Here is a 17,904-nt window from a genome sequence, read left to right as displayed (position 1 = left end):
CAACCGGACCGCCGGCGGCGGCTCATTCTCCCGTGCGGGGACCGGGTACCAGCGCGGCCAGTCGAGCGACCAGTTCCCCGAACGGCCCGTCGGCGGGCTCGTCCGCCAGGATCCGTACGAGGATCCCCGCCATCTCCTCGTCGTACGCCGCGCTCACGGCGGCCAGGGCCGCGAAGTCGTGCACCAGCTGCAACTCCAGCTCGCCGCGCGGGATCCGACGGCCGTCGAGCCACAGCAGCGCCGTCGACTCCGCCAGCGACACCCAGGAGCGCACCACCAGCTCCAGCCGGGCCGGCGGGTCCTGCACCCCGATGTGGGTGATGATCTGCTCGTACGCCGCCTGCCGGACCTCGTCGATCATCGCGTTGGTCCGGCTGCTGCCGACCGCCGGGCCGCCCCGCAGCAACGCCGAGAAACCCGGGCCGTGGTCGTCGACGAACGCGAAGTAGCGCCCCATCACCCGCAACAGCCGCGCCCCGAGCGGTCCTTCGTGCGCCTCCTCGAACCGCTGCGCCAACTCGTCGGCGGCCCGCCGCAGCGCGGCCTCGTACAGGCTCAGCTTGCCGGGGAAGTAGTGGTAGACCAGCGGCCGCGATATCCCGGCCGCGGCGGCGATCTCGTCGATCGACACGTCGTCGGGCGACCGGTTGCTGAACAGCTCCAGGGCGACCCCGATCAGCTGCTGCCGCCGCTCCTCGACACCCATCCTGCGTCGCACCCCGGTTGTCATGCCGACACCCTACTTCTCCGACCGGCGCGCTACAGGTCCAGGGCGATCCGGTTTTCGGCGGCCCGCGAGACGCACAGGAGCATGGAGTCGGCGCGTTCGGCGTCGGTCAGGAGGTCGTCGCGGTGGTCGACGGGGCCGGCCAGGACGCGGTGCCGGCAGGTTCCGCAGAAGCCCTGTTCGCAGGAGTACGGGGTGTCGGGCAGGGCGCGTCGGACGGCCGTCAGGGTCGATTCGTCCGCCGCGACCTCCACCGAGGTGCCGGAGCGGCGCAGTTCCAGGGTGAAGGGGCGCGCGGCGACGGCGGCGGCGGGGGCGAAGCGTTCCAGGCGCACGGCCGACGGGTCGGGGACGGCGTCGGTGACGGCCCGCATCAGGGGCTGCGGCCCGCAGCAGTAGACGAGGGTGCCCGGCCGGATCCCGGCGAGCGGCGTCAGGTCGGGCAGGCCCGTCTCGTCCTCGGGCAGGAGCGTGACCCGATCCCCGTGGGCGGCGAGTTCGGGCAGGAAGGGCATCGTGGCCCGCGAACGGCCCCCGTACAGCAGGGTCCAGTCGGCGCCGGCGGCCGTCGCGGCCCGCAGCATCGGCAGGATCGGCGTGATCCCGATGCCGCCGGCGACGAACGCGTACGCGGGCGCGGGGAGGAGCTCGAAACGGTTGCGCGGGGGCCGCACCGCGAGTTCGACGCCCTCCACGAGCGCCTCGTGGACCTCGCGGGAGCCCCCGCGACCGTCCTCGACGAGCCGGACCGCGATCGTCCAGCGGCCGGTGTCGGCCGGGTCCCCGCACAGCGAGTACTGGCGGACCGTTCCGGAGGGCAGGGTGAGGTCGACGTGCGCCCCCGGCGTCCAGGCGGGCAGCTCGTCCGAGGCCAGCACGATCCGTACGACGCCCTCGGCCGGCTCGGTGCGCGAGACCACGCGGGCCCGCAGGGTCCGGCGCGGGGAGTGGCCCGATACGGGGACGTCCAGCGCGGGCAGCGGCCACAACGGGGAGCGGCGGACCCGCCGGCGCAGTGCGCGCCGGGTGAGGACCGCGGCTCCCGCCAGGGCCGTGACGGTGAGGGTCCGCTTCACGGCCGCACCCCGCCGTTGGCGCCGGGGGAGGAGGCGAGGTAGGCCTCGGCCTGAGCCGTCGAACCCTCCTGGGAGGGGTGGTAGGTGCGCGAGAGGTAGGTGGGGATGGACTTCAGCATGGCTCCCGTCGAGGGGAGGACGCCCTGCTGTCCGGCGCGGAAGAACTGCGCGACGGAGGCCTTCGCCGCGGGCAGGTGGGGGTCGTTCTCCATGAAGAAGCGGGCGCCGCGCTGCCACAGGAAGGCCAGGGCCGCGAAGCCGGTGGCCCAGGTCCGGGCGCGGCGGCGGTAGCTGCCGTCCACGTGCATGAAGAGGTCGAAGGCGACCGAGCGGTGCTCGACCTCCTCGGCGCCGTGCCAGCGCAGGAGGTCGAGCATCACCGGGTCGGCCCCGCGCCGGTCGAGTTCCTCGGCGTTGAGGATCCAGTCGCCGAGGAAGGCGGTGTAGTGCTCGATGGCCGCGATCATCGCGACCCGTTCCATGAGCCACCACGTGCGGGCGCGGCCGGGCGGCAGGGTGCGGTCGCCGAGGAGCTTCTCGAAGAGCCAGTCGACCTGCGCGGTGTAGGGCGTCGGGTCCAGGCCCAGGCGCTTGAGGTGGGGGAGCACGTCGTCGTGCGCGGCGGCGTGCGTCGCCTCCTGCCCGATGAACCCGATGACGTCGGCCCGGAGCCGGTCGTCGGTGATGTGGGGGAGCACCTGCTTGTAGACGTGGACGAACCAGCGTTCGCCGGCGGGCAGCAGCAGGTGCAGGACGTTGATGGTGTGTCCGGCGAAGGGATCGCCTGGCAGCCAGTGGAGCGGGGTGTCGTCCCAGGAGAAGGAGACGTTCCGCGCCTGGAGGTCTATGTGTTCCGACGCCACGGGGGCGGGCACGAGCGGCGTATTAGACATGGCGTCAATGTACTGAGCGGTACAGGAGAGGAGAACCCCCCCGCGACGCCGAAAATCACGGCCCGACCGCATTCGGTCGGCCCGCACCCGCCCGGCACCCTCCGGTGTCACGAAGCATCCGGAAGCGGGCGACCTAGCGCAGCACCCCCGCCGTGGTGCCGTCCGTCAGCTTGCCCGACAGGTCGACCTGCGCGCCCTCCTTGGCCTTGAGGGCCAGTCGATTCCCGTTCGCGGCGCCGCCGATCCCCTCGCCCGACACCGACAGGGAGGTGAACTGCGCGCTGCCCGCCGCCAGTACGTACCACTGCCCCGCCCGGGACTTCCACAGCACCCCGGCCAGCACCCGCGGTTCGCGGGGCCCGCACGCGGCGGAGCCCTCCGCCTTGGCCGCCTGGGCCGCGAGGGGGGCGCCCGGTGCCAGGAACTGCGCCTGCACCCGGTCCGCCGTGCCCCGCCAGGTCTCCGCCCGGGTGCACAGCCAGGTCGCCGCGCCGTCGCCCTCGGGCAGCGGCTGCTTGGCGTACGTCCAGGCGTTGACCGTACGCACCCCGTGCGAGCGCACCGAGGGGAGCAGGCAAGCGATCCTCGACCACTCGCCGAGTTCCGCCGCTTCCGAGACGTCCCGCGCGGCGCCCGGCGCGCCCGAGGTCAACCGCACCGGGGTCAGCTCGCCCAGGTCCGTCACCAGCCGGGTCGTCCCGTCGCCGGTCAGGGCCAGCGCGTTCCAGCCCGTACACGTCCCGCCCGGGGCGGGACCCACCACCGGCGGGGTGATCCCGTCCGGGTTGAGCTTCAGCGGGGCCGGGGCCTCACCGGGCTTGAGGAGGTCCCGCAGGGCCGCGCCCGTCACCCAGGGGGCCGTCAGGTAGCGGACGTTGCCGTCGACGCGGCTGAGCACCAGACCCGTCGCGGTGTCCGCCGAGGCCCCGTCCGTCCGGGCGAAGTCGAGCGCGGCGCCCGCCGTCCCGGAGCGCGGCTCGGCGTAGCGCACCACGCGCAGCCCGTCGTGGAACAGGACCACCACGGCCTGGTCGACGACGCCCGCGAACAGCAGCTGGGGCGGCCCCATCGGCGGCCCGGACGGGGTCCCCGGCGTCGCGGAGACCACCACGGCCTTCCCGGGCCGGGCCCAGGTGGCCAGGGCCCGGCGCAGCAGTTCCGCGTCGGCGAGACGGTCGCCGCGCGCGGGCCAGGCCGCGTAGTCCGTACGGGACGAGGTGCGCCACAGCGTCGGCGCGACCCGCGTCAGCTGCCCCGGGTCCAGGGCCTGCTCCGCCGCCGCGTTGCGCGCGTACGGCGGGGCGGCGGGACCGTCGGAGCCCCACCCGCCGCCGGGCAGCGCCAGCAGCGCCCCGCACACCGCGAGGGCGAGCGCCCCGGCGAGCCCGGCGCGGGCCAGCCGACGCCGGCGCAGCAGGTCGGTGGGCCGGGCCTGGAGCACGCACGGGTCGAACTCGGGGGAGGCGAAGAGGCCGTCGTGCGCCGGATCCCCCGACTCGGCGACCGCCGCCTCGGGATCCGCGACCCCGGCCTGGGCGAGCACCCGCAGCACGTCCGCCTCCGCGAGCCCCTCCAGGGCCCGCAGGACGCAGGCGGCGCGACCGGGACCGTTCAGGGTGGCCAGCCACTGGTCCAAGGCCAGTTCCTCGGCCCCGCCCGAGCGCGGGAAGAGCCGCAGCCCCCATACGCGGGGCAGCGGCGCGGGCAGTTGCCCGCGCAGCGGGAACGCCCTGAACGTCAGCGGGATCCCCGCCTCCAGGGCGGAGCGCAGCACGCGCAGTCGGACGTACGCGTACCCGGACTCGGGGCCGTCCGCCCCGGCGCGCTGGGCCGGGACCCCGCCCCGCACGGCGGCGGGGTCGAGGGCGCGGCGCCCGCGCGGCAGGGCCCGCTGGGCCAGCGAGTGCGCGGTGAGCACCCGCCGGTTGCGGCCGAGGGCGGGCGGCAGCACCAGGTAGGCGAGCCGCACCAGCCGCGGGTAGTGCTCGACGATGGCGGCCTCGGCCTGCTCGACGTCGGGGAGCGGGGGGCGGGTGGCGGTGTCCGGCGCAGTCACGTTCAGCAGAACGAGCGATTCGTCGGATGGTCACCCGCCACCGGCGCACGCGTTCGGACGAACCGGGGTCCCGGCGGGGCGGTGGCCGGGGGCCCGGCGGCCAAGCGGTCCGGCGGGCGCCCTGGTCAGACGACGAGGCGGGCGCGCAGGGCCTCGACCGTCTCGTCGGACACGCCCAGCCCCTCGCGCACGTACTTCTCCATGGAACCGAAGCGCAGCCGCACCTCGTCCAGGCCCGCCTCCAGGTAGTCGGGGAAGACGCCGATCAGCGCGAGCGCGATGTCCGGGTCCCCGCCGGCGGCGGTGAATCCCTCGATCATCGGGGCGAAGGCCTGCTTCACCGCCGGGTTCACCGACAGGTATTCGGCCATCAGGGTCTCCTCGTCGGCGCCGAGCAGCGCGAGGATCACGGTGGCGCCCCAACCCGTACGGTCCTTGCCGGCCGTGCAGTGGAAGAGGAGCGGGCCCGCCTGCGGGTCGGCGACCTCGTTCAGCAGGGTCCGGTACGCGTCCTGCGCCGAGGCGGTGCCGACGAAGGAGCGGTAGACGGAGCCGAAGAGGGCCTGCGCCTTGCCGCCGCCGAGGTGCTCCTCGGCCACCACCGGGTCCGCGAGCAGGTCCTTGAGCTGCGCGGCGGCGGGCATCCGGCTCTCGCTCATCTTGTCCGCCAGGACGTCGCGCACCAGCAGCCGGGCGCCCTCGGGCAGCACGTCCGGGTGGTCGGCGCGCTCGGGCGCGCTGCGCAGGTCGACGACGGTGCGCAGGCCGAGCCCGGCCACCACGGGGTCGGCGTCGAGGTCGAGGCGGTCGAGGGCGCCCGAGCGCAGGACGAGGCCGGGGCGGACGGTGCGGCCGCCGGGGAGCGGGGTGCCACCGAGGTCGCGGAGGTTGGCGACGGTGGTGGAGGGCTTGGCGGTCATCGTGGCGGCTCCAGCGATCGGCTTACTCGTGTCATTCGGATGATTGGCGGTCATCCGCGGCATTCAGGTCATGCCAGAGCGATTTTCCGATGATTCTTTTCGGAAAGACAATCGACGGCGAACGAGAGCCCGATCCCGATGCCCAGCGCCACGAGGTGCCCGGCGTCGGTGAAGGTCCGCCCGCGCCGCACCACCGGCCACGCGCCCACCGCCAGCAGCGCCGCCCGGGCGCCGTGGCGCACCGGCCCGCGGGGCAGGGTCGCGGTCAGGGCGCCGAGCACGGCGTTGAACCCGTAGCTCGTGCCGACGTCCAGGGCCCGCCGGGTCGCGGTGTCCGCGGTGCGCCGCAGGACGCCGTGGACGAGGAGGGTCGCCGAGGCGTGGCCGAAGAGGAAGGCGGCGGCCGTCCACCAGGCCCCGTACGCGTACTCCGCGTAGCCGAGCGCGGCCACCAGGAGCAGCGCGTAGGGCAGCGGCATGGGTTCCTCGACCACCAGGGCGCTGGTCAGCAGGGTTTCCCAGTGGCCGGCGTCGAGGTTGTCGACGTTCGTCGAGAAGCAGCGCAGCAGGCGCTCCCGTGCGGCCGGATCCCGTCGTTCCAGGACGAGGGCGCCGAGCTGGACCCCTCCGGCGTACACCGCGCCCAGGGGTACTGACCATGACCATGGCAATGGGTTCACCGGAACATGATCGGATACGGCCCCGTCGCGGTCGCGGGCGGGCCCCCGTGCGACCATGACCCGGACATGTCTGAATCCCGATCCCGCGCGCCGATGCGCGTCACGCGGGCCGCGATGTTCGCGGCCGTGTGCGTGGCCTTGGGTGCGGTGGGGCATTCGTACATGTCCGGGATGGACATTCCGATTCCTTGGCTTCTGGGCGCCTTCGTGGCGACCTGCATACCCGCCTGGGTGGCCGCCGGGCGCGGCCGGTGCGGGCCCGTCGGGATCACCGCCGCGCTGCTCTCCGTCCAGGGCATGCTGCACGTGGCCTTCTCCGCGAGCGGGGCGCACGCGGCGATGGCCGCCTCCGCGGCCCTCCCGGAGTCCCCGCCGGAGCCGATGCCCGGCCGGCACCACGCACACGCCGGCCACGGCGCGACGGGCGCCGGCACGCACCACGCCGCGACGGGCGCCGCCGCATCCGGCTACGGCGCGACGGGCACCGCCGGATCAGGCCACGCTGCGGCTGCCCCGACCGGTACGGGCGACCCGGCCGGCGCGGTCGACCTCGCGGGCCGGACGGACCCTGCGGGCCTACCGGACCCCGCGGCGCTGCCCGACCCCGCGGCACTGCCCGACCTGGCGGGGCTGGCCGATCCCGCCGCCCTGCCCGACCTGGCGGGGCTGGCCGACCTGGCCGCGATGGCCGGGCACGGCGGCTTCGGCATGATCGCCGCGCACGTCCTGGCCGGCCTGTTCTGCGCCCTGTGGCTCGCCCGGGGAGAGGCGGCCGTCTTCCGGCTCGCCGCCGCCCTCGGGGCCACCGCGCTGCTCGCCGCCCGACCGCTGGCCCGCGCCCTGAACCTGCTGCGCCTGCGGCCGGCCCCCGCAGCGGCGCCGCCCGCGCGGCCCGCCCCCCACGTACCACCGCGCCGACTGCGCGGAGCCGTCCACGCCCACACCGCGGTGCGCCGCGGCCCACCCGTCCGGCGGGACCTCCGCACCACGGCCCCGAGGCCGTGCCGTCACGCCCCCGCCCACCCGGTGACCCCCACCGCCCGCGCCCCGCGCGCGGCGCGGACCGGTCACCGGCGCGGGTATCCGGCGTACCCGGCCTGAGCCGGTCGAACGGCACACCCACCCTCCCCACCCGCGCACCGGCCACGCCGCGCGCGTCCGTCCGGCGAGGGGGCGAGACCACGGGGCCGATCACCCCTGTCTGCGCCAACCCCTAGGACCCACATGTCCCTCGACGAGATCAAGGACGTCCCCGTACGGGACGCCCCGGAGCCGGACGCGCCGGACGCGCCCGCCGGACCGACCGCGCGCACGAAGGGCGGCTGGTCCGCCCTGCGCCCGCTGCTCCTGCGCATGCACTTCTACGCGGGGCTGCTCATCGCCCCGGTCCTCTTCCTCGCCGCCACCACCGGCCTGCTGTACGCCGGTTCCTGGCAGGCCGAGCGGATCCTCTACTCCGACCAGCTGACGGTCGACCGCGTCGGCGACGCGGCCCTGCCGCTCGGCCAACAGGTCAAGGCCGCCCAGGGCGCCGCCCCCGACGGCAAGGTGCTGGGCGTGTGGCCCGCGCCCGAGGCCGACGCCACCACCCGGGTGATCATGGAGAGCCAGGGGCTCGGCGAGGGCGAGACCCTCACCGTCTTCGTCGACCCGTACACCGCCGACGTGCGCGGGCAGCTCACCACCGCCGGTGACGCGCTGCCCCTGCGGGCCTGGCTGAGCGAGTTCCACTCCAGCCTCCAGCTGGGCGAGTTCGGCCGGAACTACAGCGAGCTGGCCGCCAGTTGGCTGTGGGTGGTGGCCCTCGGCGGCCTCGCCCTGTGGATCGGCCGCCGCCGGTCCCGCAAGGCCGACCTCGTCGTGCCCGACCGCAAGGCCACCGGCCGCCGCCGCACCCTGTCCTGGCACGGCACCGTCGGCCTGTGGGCCGTCGTCGGACTCGTCGTCCTGTCCGCCACCGGCCTGACCTGGTCGAAGTACGCGGGCGAGAACATCGGGCAGCTCCAGGACCGGCTCGGCGGGGCCACCCCCTCCGTCGCCGCGAAGCTCGACGGCGCCGCCGCCGGGGGCTCCGACGAGCACGCCGGGCACGTCATGACCGAGGGCATGGAGATGCCCCCGCCGGCCCCGACCGCCGATGTGGGCATCGACCGCGCGGTCGCCGCCGCCCGCGCGGCGGGGATCACCGAGAGCCTGCGCGTGACCCTGCCCGCCCAGGGCAAGGGCTATGTGATCAAGGAAGCGGACAAGCAGGTGCCGGTGCACCTGGACGCCGTCGCCGTGGACCCCGCCGACGGCCGGATCATGGACGAACTGCGCTTCGCCGAGTATCCGTTGCTCGCGAAGCTCACCCGCTTCGGCATCGACGTGCACATGGGCCTGACCTTCGGGATCGCCAACCAGATCGCGCTGGCCGCCCTCGCCGTCGCCGTCATGTTCCTCGTCGTGTGGGGCTACCGCATGTGGTGGATGCGCAGGCCCACCAAGGAGCGCCGCCTGTCGGTGGGGCGCCCCCAGCCGCGCGGCGCCTGGCGCCGTCTGCCGGTGACCACCCTGCTGCCGCTCGCCTGCGTGGTGGCGGTCGTCGGGTGGTTCGTCCCGATGCTGGGGATCAGCCTGCTGGTCTTCCTCGCGGGCGACGTGGCCCTCGGGTTCGTGGCGCGCCGCCGGGCCAAGGCCGCGTAGGGCGCGCGCCGTCCGGCCGTGACGACCGGTGGGCCCGTACTCCCGAAGGAGTGCGGGCCCACCGCCGTACGGTCGAGATCAGGGGGTGTACTTGTAGCCGACCCGGCGCACGGTCTGGATCGCGCCCCGGTGGGAGGCGCCCAGCTTGCGGCGCAGGCGGGCGATGTGGACGTCGACCGTACGGCCGTCGCCGACGTGGCCGTAGCCCCACACGGTGGTGACCAACTGGTCGCGGCTGTGCACCCGGTGGGGGTTGGCCACGAGGTGGGCCAGCAGCTCGAACTCCAGGTACGTCAGGTCCAGCAGCTCGCCGTCCACCTCCGCCGTGCGCTGCGCGGTGTCGATGCGCACGAGCTGGTCCCCGGTGACGGTCGTGGGCGCGGCGGTCGGGACCGTGGTGGTCGCGGCGGTCGCGGCGGCGGTGGAGCCGGGCACGGCCTGCGGGGCGAAGGCGATCGGGGGCTGCTGGTCGGCGGGTACGAGGACCAGGTAGCCGACCATCGGCGGCCGGCCCGGGAGGGCCGGAAGGGTGTGCTGGGGCGCGGGCAGCCAGGTGGCGCCGGGCGGCAGGAGGTCCACGACGCGGGCCACCTCGTCCCGGTCCACGGACCGCAGCCGATGGCGCGGGCCGGTGGGGAAGGCGAGGGGGGCGGAGGTCGCGGCGGACGGGGCGGAGGCGATGGAGCGGGCGTTCGTCATGAGTGGTCAGCTCTTTCACGCGGAGAGTCGGCAGGAGACGTGCGTACGTCGTCGTTGCGGTCCGCGCAGACCGAAGGCCTCGGGGGCTGTACTGGTGGTGTCCCGGAGGCTTTAGAGGGCCGGCGCGTTCTTCGCGCGGCAACACACCCGGTCGAAATCGTGGTGCTGACGGGAGGGCCAGAACGGCTGGAGGTCGCCGTGACCTGTCGAGGTGTACGAATAGCCGGCCATGGACGCCATTGAAGCAGACGGACGGGGCCCGAGGCAGGCCCCATCTCACTTCGTGGAGCGGAATCTCATATTCAGCGATCAAGGTTTCGTCAAGACGTTACATTCCCGACAAAACCATCAACCGGTCAATCGTTTCCGCCAGTCCAGACCGGTCACCCGTATCGCATCGTGGGCGGATCCGTCCCACAGCCAGTCGAGACCGACGGCGTCCAGGGCCGCCGTCACCTCCCGACCCACCGCCTCCGTGAGCTCCACGCCGGGCTCGTGACCCCCGTACAGCAGGTAGAGGTCGTGGCCGGCCGCCGCGCCCTCGGTGCACTGGCTGTGGAAGAAGACGAACCCCCGCGCCCCCGGCTCCGCCTCCCCGCCGATCTCCCCGAGACCGCAGGTGCGGCAACAGGTGAAGTTCTCCCGGGCGGTGATGCCCGCCGCGTCCAGCGCCGCGAACGCCCGCCCCAGCCGCTCGGGGTCGGTCTCGCCCACCCAGTCGGCCTGTTCCTCCACCCGCTCCCGCCACAACCGGTTCACCAGGCGCTCGGCCTGGGCGCGCGACACCGGACGCACCCCGTCCTCGACGAGGTTGTCCTCGGCGTCCTCGATGAGCGCGGCCCGGCCGGCGTACCCGCACCGCAGCCAGTCGCGGACGATCCCGCTCAGCTGCTCGTCCAGCACGGGGTCGAGCGGCGGCACGTCCTCGACGGGGAAGTCCAGCCGCTTCCAGTCCGGCCCGACGTCCCAGCCCTTCTCGCGGGCCGCCCAACGGCGCATCACCTCGACGACCTCCGCCGCCGAGGGGACGAACGCCTGGAAGTGCCGGTCAGGGGCGCCCGCCCGGTGCTCCAGCTGGTAGTCCCCGCCGCTCTCGTGCCACACCTGGACGTAGACGTCCGGATCGTCCGGCAGTCGGGACACGATGACGAAGTGGTCCCCGTCCCCGCCGATCCGCTCCACGAGTCCGGTCAGGGTCGCGAGCACGGGACGGTCGTGGCGTTCCCCGCGCTCGGTGTCGATTCTGATGCTGATCGCCTGCTGCATGGGGGACACCATGACAGGCCCCGCCGACAACGCGGCGCCCGCCCTCCCGCCGGGGAGGACGGGCGCCGCGCCGTCGGCGTTCCCTGTGCGGTCCGATCCGGACCGGGCCGTTTCGGACCGTGCCGTCTCAGACCAGGCCGTCCTTCTCCAGGCCGGCGCAGCAGGTGTCCGTGATCAGACGGGTCACCACGTACGGGTCCACGTTCGCGTTCGGGCGGCGGTCCTCGATGTAGCCCTTGCCGTCCTTCTCCACCTGCCACGGGATGCGCACCGAGGCGCCGCGGTCGGAGACGCCGTAGCTGAACTCGTTCCACGGGGCGGTCTCGTGCAGGCCCGTCAGGCGCTCGTCGATGCCCGCGCCGTAGTTCTTGACGTGGTCCAGGGGCTTGCTGCCCTCGCCCAGCGCCTCGCAGGCCGAGATGATCGCGCGGTAGTCCTCGCGCATCGCCTTCGTGGAGAAGTTGGTGTGCGCCCCCGCGCCGTTCCAGTCGCCCTTCACCGGCTTCGGGTTCAGCGTCGCGGAGACGTTGAAGTCCTCGGCGGTGCGGTAGAGCAGCCAGCGGGCGATCCACAGCTGGTCGGAGACCTCCAGCGGGGAGAGCGGACCCACCTGGAACTCCCACTGGCCGGGCATGACCTCGGCGTTGATGCCGGAGATCTCCAGGCCGGCGGCCAGACAGTGGTCGAGGTGCTTCTCGACGATGTCCCGGCCGAAGATCTCGTCCGCGCCGACACCGCAGTAGTAACCGCCCTGCGCCGCCGGGAAGCCGCCGACCGGGAAGCCCAGCGGGCGGATGCCGTCGAAGAAGGTGTACTCCTGCTCGATGCCGAAGATCGGAGCCTGACCCGCGAACCGCTCCGCCACCGGGCGCAGCAGGGCGCGGGTGTTCGACTCGTGCGGGGTCATGTCGATGTTCAGGACCTCGCACAGCACGAGGACGTGGTTCCCGCCGCGGATCGGGTCCGGGCAGGAGAAGACCGGCTGGAGCACCCGGTCGGAGGCGTGCCCCTCGGCCTGGTTGGTGCTCGATCCGTCGAAGCCCCAGATCGGCAGCTCCGCGCCGTCGGCCAGGATCCTCGTCTTGGAGCGAAGCTTCGCGGTCGGCTCGGTGCCGTCGATCCAGATGTACTCAGCCTTGTAGCTCACGGGCCCCATCCTGACTCTGCGGGTGCTGCGGATCGCCATGGTGTCCTCGGCAGCGTCCCCCGCCGCGATTTCCCGTCCGTTGCCCGGGTGTGAACCCCGTGTTACCGACGTTCACCCCGCCGCCGGGGCGCTCCGTGCGGGTCGCCGGCGGCGCGGCCGGCCGGGTGCGGCAGACTGACCCGGTGAGCATTTCGTACGATTTGAACTCCTCCGCGTCCGGCTCCCCCGAGGGCCCCGACGCGCCCCGCCCCCGGGTCGGCCTGCTCGGCACCGGCCCCTGGGCCGCGCGCACCCACGCCCCCGCGCTCGCCGCGCACACCGGCTCCGCGTTCGCCGGGGTCTGGGGCCGCCGGCCCGAGGCCGCCGCCGAACTGGCGCGGACGTACGGCGTGAAGGTGTACGAAGACCCCGACGCGCTGTTCGCGGACTGTGACGTCGCCGCCTTCGCCCTGCCCCCCGACGTCCAGGCGCCGCTCGCCGTCCGCGCCGCCGCCGCGGGGTGTCACCTCCTGCTCGACAAGCCCGTCGCGACCACGGCGGAGGCGGCCCGGGCCGTCGCCGACGCCGCGGCGCTCCACCGCGTCGCCTCCGTCGTCTTCCTGACGCTGCGCTTCGCCGAGCCCACCGCCGGCTGGGTCGCCGAACAGGCCGCGCGCTCCGGGTGGTACACCGCCTCCGCGCACTGGCTCGGCGCGGTCTTCCCGCCCGACGGCGCGCCCAGCGCGTACGCCGACTCGCCCTGGCGCAGGGCCAAGGGCGGCCTGTGGGACGTCGGCCCCCACGCGCTGTCCGTGCTGATCCCGATCCTGGGCGACGTGGAGTCCGTCAGCGCCACGCGGGGCCCCTCCGACCTGGTCCAGCTGGCCCTGCGGCACGCCTCGGGCGCGGCCGGCACCGCCGTGCTCAGCCTCGGCGCCCCGTCGGCCGCGGCGGGGGTGGGGCTCGAACTGCGCGGCGCCGAGGGCGTGTTCTCGCTGCCCGACTGGACCGACGTGCCGGGCGCCTACGGGCGGGCCCTGGACGCGCTCCTGACCGCCGCCCGCACGGGGGTCGCGGACCCGCGCGACGCGGCGTTCGGAGCCCGCCTGACGGAGATCCTCGCGCGGGCGGAGGCGCAGCTGGAGCCCTGAGCGGCGCGCGGCGCGGGTTCGGCGTCGACCGCAGGTCCGAGCGCGAGCGCGAGCCCGATTGCGGCCGGGGCACTGGTCCTGGCCGCGCGTCCGGGCGCGGCCGCGGGCTTGACCCCGATTGCGGCCCCGGCCGCGGGTCGGCGTCGGCCGGATGCCCGGCCGGCGTCGCTCACTTGATGACGGCGTTCGCCACGATGATGGCCAGTCCGATGGTCGCGTCGGCCAGGCCGATCAGCAGCGCCGAGGCGAGCCGGTAGCCGACGCGCACGGCCACGAAGGAGCCCCAGGCGAACAGCAGCGCGGTGTTCAGGCCGAGTCCGACGGCCGTCACCCCGTAGGAATCCCACTCCGCGACTCCGGCGAGGACCAGCAGCAGGACGGTGGGCAGGGTGGCCACGATCATCGGCCACTCGTTCCACAGGGCCCGCAGCAGCACCCGCCACCGGTGCCCGGCGGAGCCGCCCTGGTGGCCGGCCATGTGGTGGGAGTAGCCGTGCGCGAGTGCGGCGGTGGCGGCGGTGACCAGGACCCAGCTGGCGTCGTAGAAGGGGGTGTACTCCTCGCCCGCCTGGTCCAGGGCGGCCAGCAGGCCGCTGGCGAGGACCGTCCCGTACACCCCGCCGAACATCCAGTCGGCACCCCGGTGGGGCGGGTGGCCCGCGTGGTGCGCCGGATGTGTGGGGTGCGCCGGGTGCCCGCCGGTGTCGGCGTCGGTTCCGGCGCGGGGGACGGGGGGAATGCGGGGCTGCTCGCTCACGGATGGACCTTGGTTCCTTTTGGTGCGGTTTGTTCCTTTCGGGTACCGGTCACCCTAGGGGGCCGGAGGTGGGGTCGGTGTGAGGCCCGGGGCACCCACGGCCACCCCTTTCGCTCCGTTCGCATTTTCGCGAGACGGAACGTCTTGCGCGACGGGTCGGCGCGGGGTAGTGTCTCCCTCGAAGCGAGACGAGACGGTTCGTCTCGGATCGGGTTTCCGGTCCCGCTTCCCCTGTCGTCAACGAAAGGAACGCGCTTGCGCACTCCACTCGCCGCAACCCAGATCGTCCTGTCCGAGGTCGGCAAGCGCTACGACGCGCGCCCCGTCTTCGACCGCGTGAGCCTGACGGTCCGGCCCGGCGAACGGGTCGGGGTCGTCGGGGACAACGGCTCCGGCAAGTCCACCCTGCTGCGGATGCTCGCCGGCCTGGAGCGCCCCGACCGGGGCGAGGTCCTCGTCCGCGCCCCCGGCGGTCTGGCCCACCTGGGGCAGACCCTCGACCTCCCCCCGACCGCTCGGGTCGGCGACGCCGTCGACCACGCCCTCGCCGAACTGCGCGCCCTGGAGCGCGACATCCGCTCGGCCGAGGCGCGGATGCACCTGGCCGGCGTCGAGGAACTCGCCGCCTACGACGACCTGCTGGCCCGCCACGAGGCGCGCGGCGGCCACGGGGCCGAACGGCGGCTCGCCACCGCCCTGCGCCGGCTCGGCGAACGCGAGCCGCTGGACCCCGACCGGGTCCTCGGCACCCTCTCCGGCGGGCAGCGCTCCCGGCTCGCCCTCGCCGGCGCCCTCGCCTGCGCACCGGAACTGCTGCTGCTGGACGAGCCGACCAACGACCTCGACGACGAGGCCGTCGACTGGCTGGAGCGGCGCCTCCTGGCCCATCGCGGCACGGTCGTCGCCGTCACCCACGACCGGCTCTTCCTGGACCGGGTCACCACCACCGTCCTGGAGGTCGACCACGAACGCCGCACCGTGCACCGCCACGGCAACGGCTACGCGGGCCACCTGGCCGCCCGCGCCGCCGCCCGGGCGCGCTGGGAGCGGGAACACGAGGAATGGCGCGAGGAGACCCGGCGCGTCGAGCGGCTGGCCGACCGGCACATCGACCGGCTCGCGGTGATCCCGCGCAAGGCCCCGGCGGCCTTCAGCGGAGCGGGCGCGTTCCGGGCGCGGTCGCGTGCCCACGGCGCCATGAGCCGCATCCGCAACGCCAGGGAACGGCTCCAGCGCCTGAACGACCACCCCGTCCCCCGGCCACCCGAGCCGCTCGTCTTCACCGGCGGCTTCACCGGCGGCGACGCGGCGGGAGCCGTCCACGCCGAGGGGATCGCGGTGCCGGGCCGGCTCGACCCGCTGTCGCTGCGCCTGGAACCGGGCGAACGGCTGCTGGTCACCGGGCCCAACGGCGCCGGGAAGTCCACCCTGCTGCGCCTGCTCGCCGGTGAACTGGCCCCGACCCGAGGGGCCCTGCGGGTGCCGGGCCGCGTCGGGATGCTGCGGCAGGACGATCCGCTCGCGGGCGAGGCCCGGTCGGCGTCCGCGCTGTTCGGGGAGGTTCGGGCGGCGCGGGTGGCCGGGCTCGGCCTGCTGGCCGCCGCCGACCTGGAACGGCCGGTCCGGGAGCTGTCGGCCGGGCAGCGGCGGAAGCTGGAGCTGGGCTGCCTCGTCACCGCCGGGCCGCTGGACCTGCTGCTGCTCGACGAGCCGACCAACCACCTGGCCCCCGCCGTGGTGGAGGAGCTGGAGGCGGCGCTGGCGCCGTACACCGGGACCCTCGTGGTGGTCACCCACGACCGGCGGCTGCGGGCCGCGTTCGCCGGGCGGCGCCTCGAACTCCCGGGCCCCGACCGCCGCAGTGCCGCCCACCCGGCCCTCGCGGCCCACCCGGCCCTCGCGGCGTGAGCCGGGGCGGGGCCGGGGCGGGGTCGGGGGCCGCTGTGGCGACAGGGCCTAGCTTCCCGTGCGGGACAGGGCGTCGCGCACGGCCTCCTCGGAGCGGGCCACGACCGCCGTGCCGTCCTCGGCGGTGATGATCGGCCGCTGGATCAGCTTCGGGTGCGCGGCCAGAAGGGTGATCCAGCGCTCCCGGGCCTCCCGCGTCGCCTCGCGCGGCAGGTCCCGTACACCGGTCTCCTTCGCGAGGGGGTCCGACGTGCGCGTGATGTCCCAGGGCTCCAGCCCGAGGCGGCCGAGCACCTCGCGGATCTCGTCCGCCGAGGGCACGTCCTCCAGGTAGCGGCGCACCGTGTAGTCGGCGCCCTCCGCGTCCAGCAGGGTCAGCGCCGCGCGGCACTTCGAACAGGCGGGATTGATCCAGATCTCCATGCTCCCCAGGGTAGGAGAACGCCGTCCGGCCAGGGGCTTTTGTCAGTGCCCCCCGGTAAAATCGAAGCAGCACGACAGGAAGCCAACTACCGTTTGGGAGGCTGTAGATGGCCGCTGCCGCGATCATTGTGATGCCGAAGAAGAAGCCGCTGCCCGCGGGCCTGCCCCGCGAGTGGTACGAGAGCCACAACCGCCGCCTGAAGGCGATGCGTCTGGCCATTTCCCTGCTCGACACGGGGACGTACGACCCGCGCCGCGCGACCAACCGCAAGATACGGACGATGGCCGTACGGGTGGGCATCCACCGCCCGTCCAACCTCACCTGCCGGATGGTCCGCGCCTTCATCGCCGCCGGCGAACGCCAGACGGCCTAGCGTCGCGCCGGTCCGCCCCGGGGTACGGGTCCCGGGCGGGCCGGTCCGTCCGCCTCCGGCGAGAGCAGCAGCAGCGCGACGTCGTCGTGGGGGCCGCCCCCGGAGAAGGTGGCGAGGTCCCTCCAGACCGCGGGGACCAGGCCCCCCGGGTCGTTCGCCAGCACCGGGATGCGCACGGCGAGCGGATAGAAGTGACCGGCGGCGTCCCGGGCCTCGGTGACCCCGTCGGTGTAGGCGAGCAGCCGGTCCCCGGGCCGCAGCCGGATCTCCGCCACGGGCGGGTGCACCGGCCCGGCCAGGCCCAGGCCCAGCGGGGGGCCGGGCTCCGCGCCCACCTCCGAGACCGTGGGCCCCCGCAGCAGCAGGAGGGGCGGATGGCCGCAGGAGACGACGCGGACGAGGTCCAGCCCGGGCGGGAACTCCAGCAGGACGGCCGTCGCGAACAACTCCTCGTGCGGGGCGGCGTCGGCCTGCGCGTCCGCCGTCAGCCGACGGTCGAGCCGGGCCGCGACGGCCGCCAGCTCCGGATCGTCGAGCACCGCCTCGCGGAAGGCGCCGAGCAGCGCGGCCACCGTGGCCACCGCCGTCAGCCCGTGCCCCTGTACGTCCGCCACCACCGCCCGCACCCCGTACGGTCCGGCCCGCACGTCGAACAGGTCGCCGCCGACGAGCGTGCCCGTCTGCGCGGCCCGGTACAGGGCCGCGCAGTGCACCGGACCCACGCGCTTCGGCACCGGCGGCAGGACCGCCAGCTGAGCCGCCTCCGCGACCGTGCGGACGCTGACCAGCTGCTCGTCCCGCCGCCGCCGCACCCAGGCGATGATCACGCTGAGCACCCCGACCACCGCCACGGTGGCCAGGTCGCTCCCGCGCGCGTGGGCGACGCCCAGCGCGGGCAGGGCGAGCACGGCCATGACCAGCGCGGCGAAGACGGCCGTGCCGGTGGCCCCGTAGGAGAAGGCGGCCACCGGCGGCAGCCCGGCCAGGAAGTAGCCCAGCTCGATGTCGCCCGGGGTCAGCCACTGGGCGAGGCACAGCCCGAACATCGCCACCGCGGGCGCGAACCGGGCCCAGCGCGGCGGCGGGGTCCCGTGCAGCCGGCCCGGCTCCTGGCGTCCGCGTCTCACCCCTCCACCCTGGTACGGGGGCCCCGGCCGCGCACG

17 protein-coding genes are annotated in these 17,904 nt (G+C 74.8%); 5 read left to right on the top strand and 12 right to left on the bottom strand.

Annotation, left to right across the window (positions count from 1 at the left end):
• Nucleotides 1-22: 22 nt before the first annotated feature.
• The 6 genes from AB0D01_RS20115 to AB0D01_RS20090 form a co-directional block, all read right to left on the bottom strand.
• The gene (locus tag AB0D01_RS20115) at nucleotides 23-730 is read right to left on the bottom strand and encodes a TetR/AcrR family transcriptional regulator (RefSeq protein WP_363057016.1); all 708 of its coding nucleotides are present in this window, start codon (nucleotides 728-730) and stop codon (nucleotides 23-25) included.
• A 29-nt stretch (nucleotides 731-759) separates the two neighbouring features.
• Entirely contained in the window at nucleotides 760-1,803 is a 1,044-nt protein-coding gene (locus AB0D01_RS20110) for a PDR/VanB family oxidoreductase (RefSeq protein ID WP_363057014.1), read from the bottom strand.
• A complete protein-coding gene (locus AB0D01_RS20105) occupies nucleotides 1,800-2,696 on the bottom strand; it encodes a metal-dependent hydrolase (RefSeq protein ID WP_363057012.1) in 897 nt (298 codons plus the stop codon). The genes AB0D01_RS20110 and AB0D01_RS20105 overlap by 4 nt, the downstream gene beginning before the upstream one ends.
• Before the next feature lie 133 nt (nucleotides 2,697-2,829).
• Nucleotides 2,830-4,752, bottom strand: coding sequence for a hypothetical protein (locus AB0D01_RS20100; RefSeq protein ID WP_363057010.1), 1,923 nt, complete (start codon nucleotides 4,750-4,752; stop codon nucleotides 2,830-2,832).
• Between the two features lie 125 nt (nucleotides 4,753-4,877).
• Nucleotides 4,878-5,672 carry a tyrosine-protein phosphatase gene (locus AB0D01_RS20095; RefSeq protein WP_363057008.1) on the bottom strand — a complete coding sequence of 265 codons (795 nt, stop codon included), beginning with the start codon at nucleotides 5,670-5,672 and terminating at the stop codon, nucleotides 4,878-4,880.
• 68 nt (nucleotides 5,673-5,740) lie between these two features.
• Nucleotides 5,741-6,310, bottom strand: coding sequence for a rhomboid-like protein (locus tag AB0D01_RS20090; RefSeq protein WP_363057006.1), 570 nt, complete (start codon nucleotides 6,308-6,310; stop codon nucleotides 5,741-5,743).
• A gap of 108 nt (nucleotides 6,311-6,418) precedes the next feature.
• Here AB0D01_RS20090 and AB0D01_RS20085 point away from each other — a divergent pair, with 108 nt between their 5' ends.
• A complete protein-coding gene (locus tag AB0D01_RS20085; RefSeq protein ID WP_363057004.1) occupies nucleotides 6,419-7,453 on the top strand; it encodes a hypothetical protein in 1,035 nt (344 codons plus the stop codon).
• A gap of 123 nt (nucleotides 7,454-7,576) precedes the next feature.
• Nucleotides 7,577-9,037: a PepSY domain-containing protein gene (locus AB0D01_RS20080; protein WP_363057002.1), complete on the top strand. Its 1,461-nt coding sequence runs from the start codon at nucleotides 7,577-7,579 to the stop codon at nucleotides 9,035-9,037.
• A gap of 78 nt (nucleotides 9,038-9,115) precedes the next feature.
• Here the strand turns inward: AB0D01_RS20080 and AB0D01_RS20075 are convergent, their stop codons facing one another.
• The 3 genes from AB0D01_RS20075 to glnII form a co-directional block, all read right to left on the bottom strand.
• Nucleotides 9,116-9,736, bottom strand: a complete 621-nt coding sequence (locus tag AB0D01_RS20075) for a winged helix-turn-helix domain-containing protein (protein ID WP_363057000.1) — start codon at nucleotides 9,734-9,736, stop codon at nucleotides 9,116-9,118.
• 348 nt (nucleotides 9,737-10,084) lie between these two features.
• Entirely contained in the window at nucleotides 10,085-11,002 is a 918-nt protein-coding gene (locus AB0D01_RS20070; RefSeq protein WP_363056998.1) for a hypothetical protein, read from the bottom strand.
• A gap of 127 nt (nucleotides 11,003-11,129) precedes the next feature.
• A complete protein-coding gene (glnII, locus tag AB0D01_RS20065; protein WP_363056996.1) occupies nucleotides 11,130-12,149 on the bottom strand; it encodes a glutamine synthetase in 1,020 nt (339 codons plus the stop codon).
• Between the two features lie 188 nt (nucleotides 12,150-12,337).
• On the opposite strand from glnII, the gene AB0D01_RS20060 reads away from it, so the two are divergent.
• On the top strand, nucleotides 12,338-13,279 hold the full coding sequence (locus AB0D01_RS20060; RefSeq protein WP_363057050.1) for a Gfo/Idh/MocA family oxidoreductase: 942 nt from the start codon (nucleotides 12,338-12,340) through the stop codon (nucleotides 13,277-13,279).
• Nucleotides 13,280-13,448: 169 nt separating this feature from the next.
• Here AB0D01_RS20060 and AB0D01_RS20055 read toward each other — a convergent pair whose 3' ends face one another.
• A complete protein-coding gene (locus AB0D01_RS20055; protein WP_363056994.1) occupies nucleotides 13,449-14,036 on the bottom strand; it encodes a hypothetical protein in 588 nt (195 codons plus the stop codon).
• Between the two features lie 255 nt (nucleotides 14,037-14,291).
• On the opposite strand from AB0D01_RS20055, the gene AB0D01_RS20050 reads away from it, so the two are divergent.
• The gene (locus AB0D01_RS20050) at nucleotides 14,292-15,944 is read left to right on the top strand and encodes an ATP-binding cassette domain-containing protein (RefSeq protein WP_363056992.1); all 1,653 of its coding nucleotides are present in this window, start codon (nucleotides 14,292-14,294) and stop codon (nucleotides 15,942-15,944) included.
• Between the two features lie 48 nt (nucleotides 15,945-15,992).
• Here the strand turns inward: AB0D01_RS20050 and AB0D01_RS20045 are convergent, their stop codons facing one another.
• On the bottom strand, nucleotides 15,993-16,367 hold the full coding sequence (locus AB0D01_RS20045; RefSeq protein ID WP_363056990.1) for an ArsC/Spx/MgsR family protein: 375 nt from the start codon (nucleotides 16,365-16,367) through the stop codon (nucleotides 15,993-15,995).
• Between the two features lie 107 nt (nucleotides 16,368-16,474).
• Here AB0D01_RS20045 and AB0D01_RS20040 point away from each other — a divergent pair, with 107 nt between their 5' ends.
• Nucleotides 16,475-16,741, top strand: coding sequence for a hypothetical protein (locus AB0D01_RS20040; protein WP_363056988.1), 267 nt, complete (start codon nucleotides 16,475-16,477; stop codon nucleotides 16,739-16,741).
• On the opposite strand, the gene AB0D01_RS20035 is transcribed toward AB0D01_RS20040, so the two are convergent.
• Nucleotides 16,738-17,868, bottom strand: a complete 1,131-nt coding sequence (locus AB0D01_RS20035; RefSeq protein WP_363056986.1) for a PP2C family protein-serine/threonine phosphatase — start codon at nucleotides 17,866-17,868, stop codon at nucleotides 16,738-16,740. The genes AB0D01_RS20040 and AB0D01_RS20035 overlap by 4 nt on opposite strands.
• Nucleotides 17,869-17,904: the final 36 nt, after the last annotated feature.

The organism is Streptomyces sp. NPDC048606, assembly GCF_040650855.1.
Lineage (GTDB): Bacteria > Actinomycetota > Actinomycetes > Streptomycetales > Streptomycetaceae > Streptomyces.
Note: the sequence above shows the minus strand (reverse complement) of the source record. Positions and strands in the feature narration are given on the sequence as shown.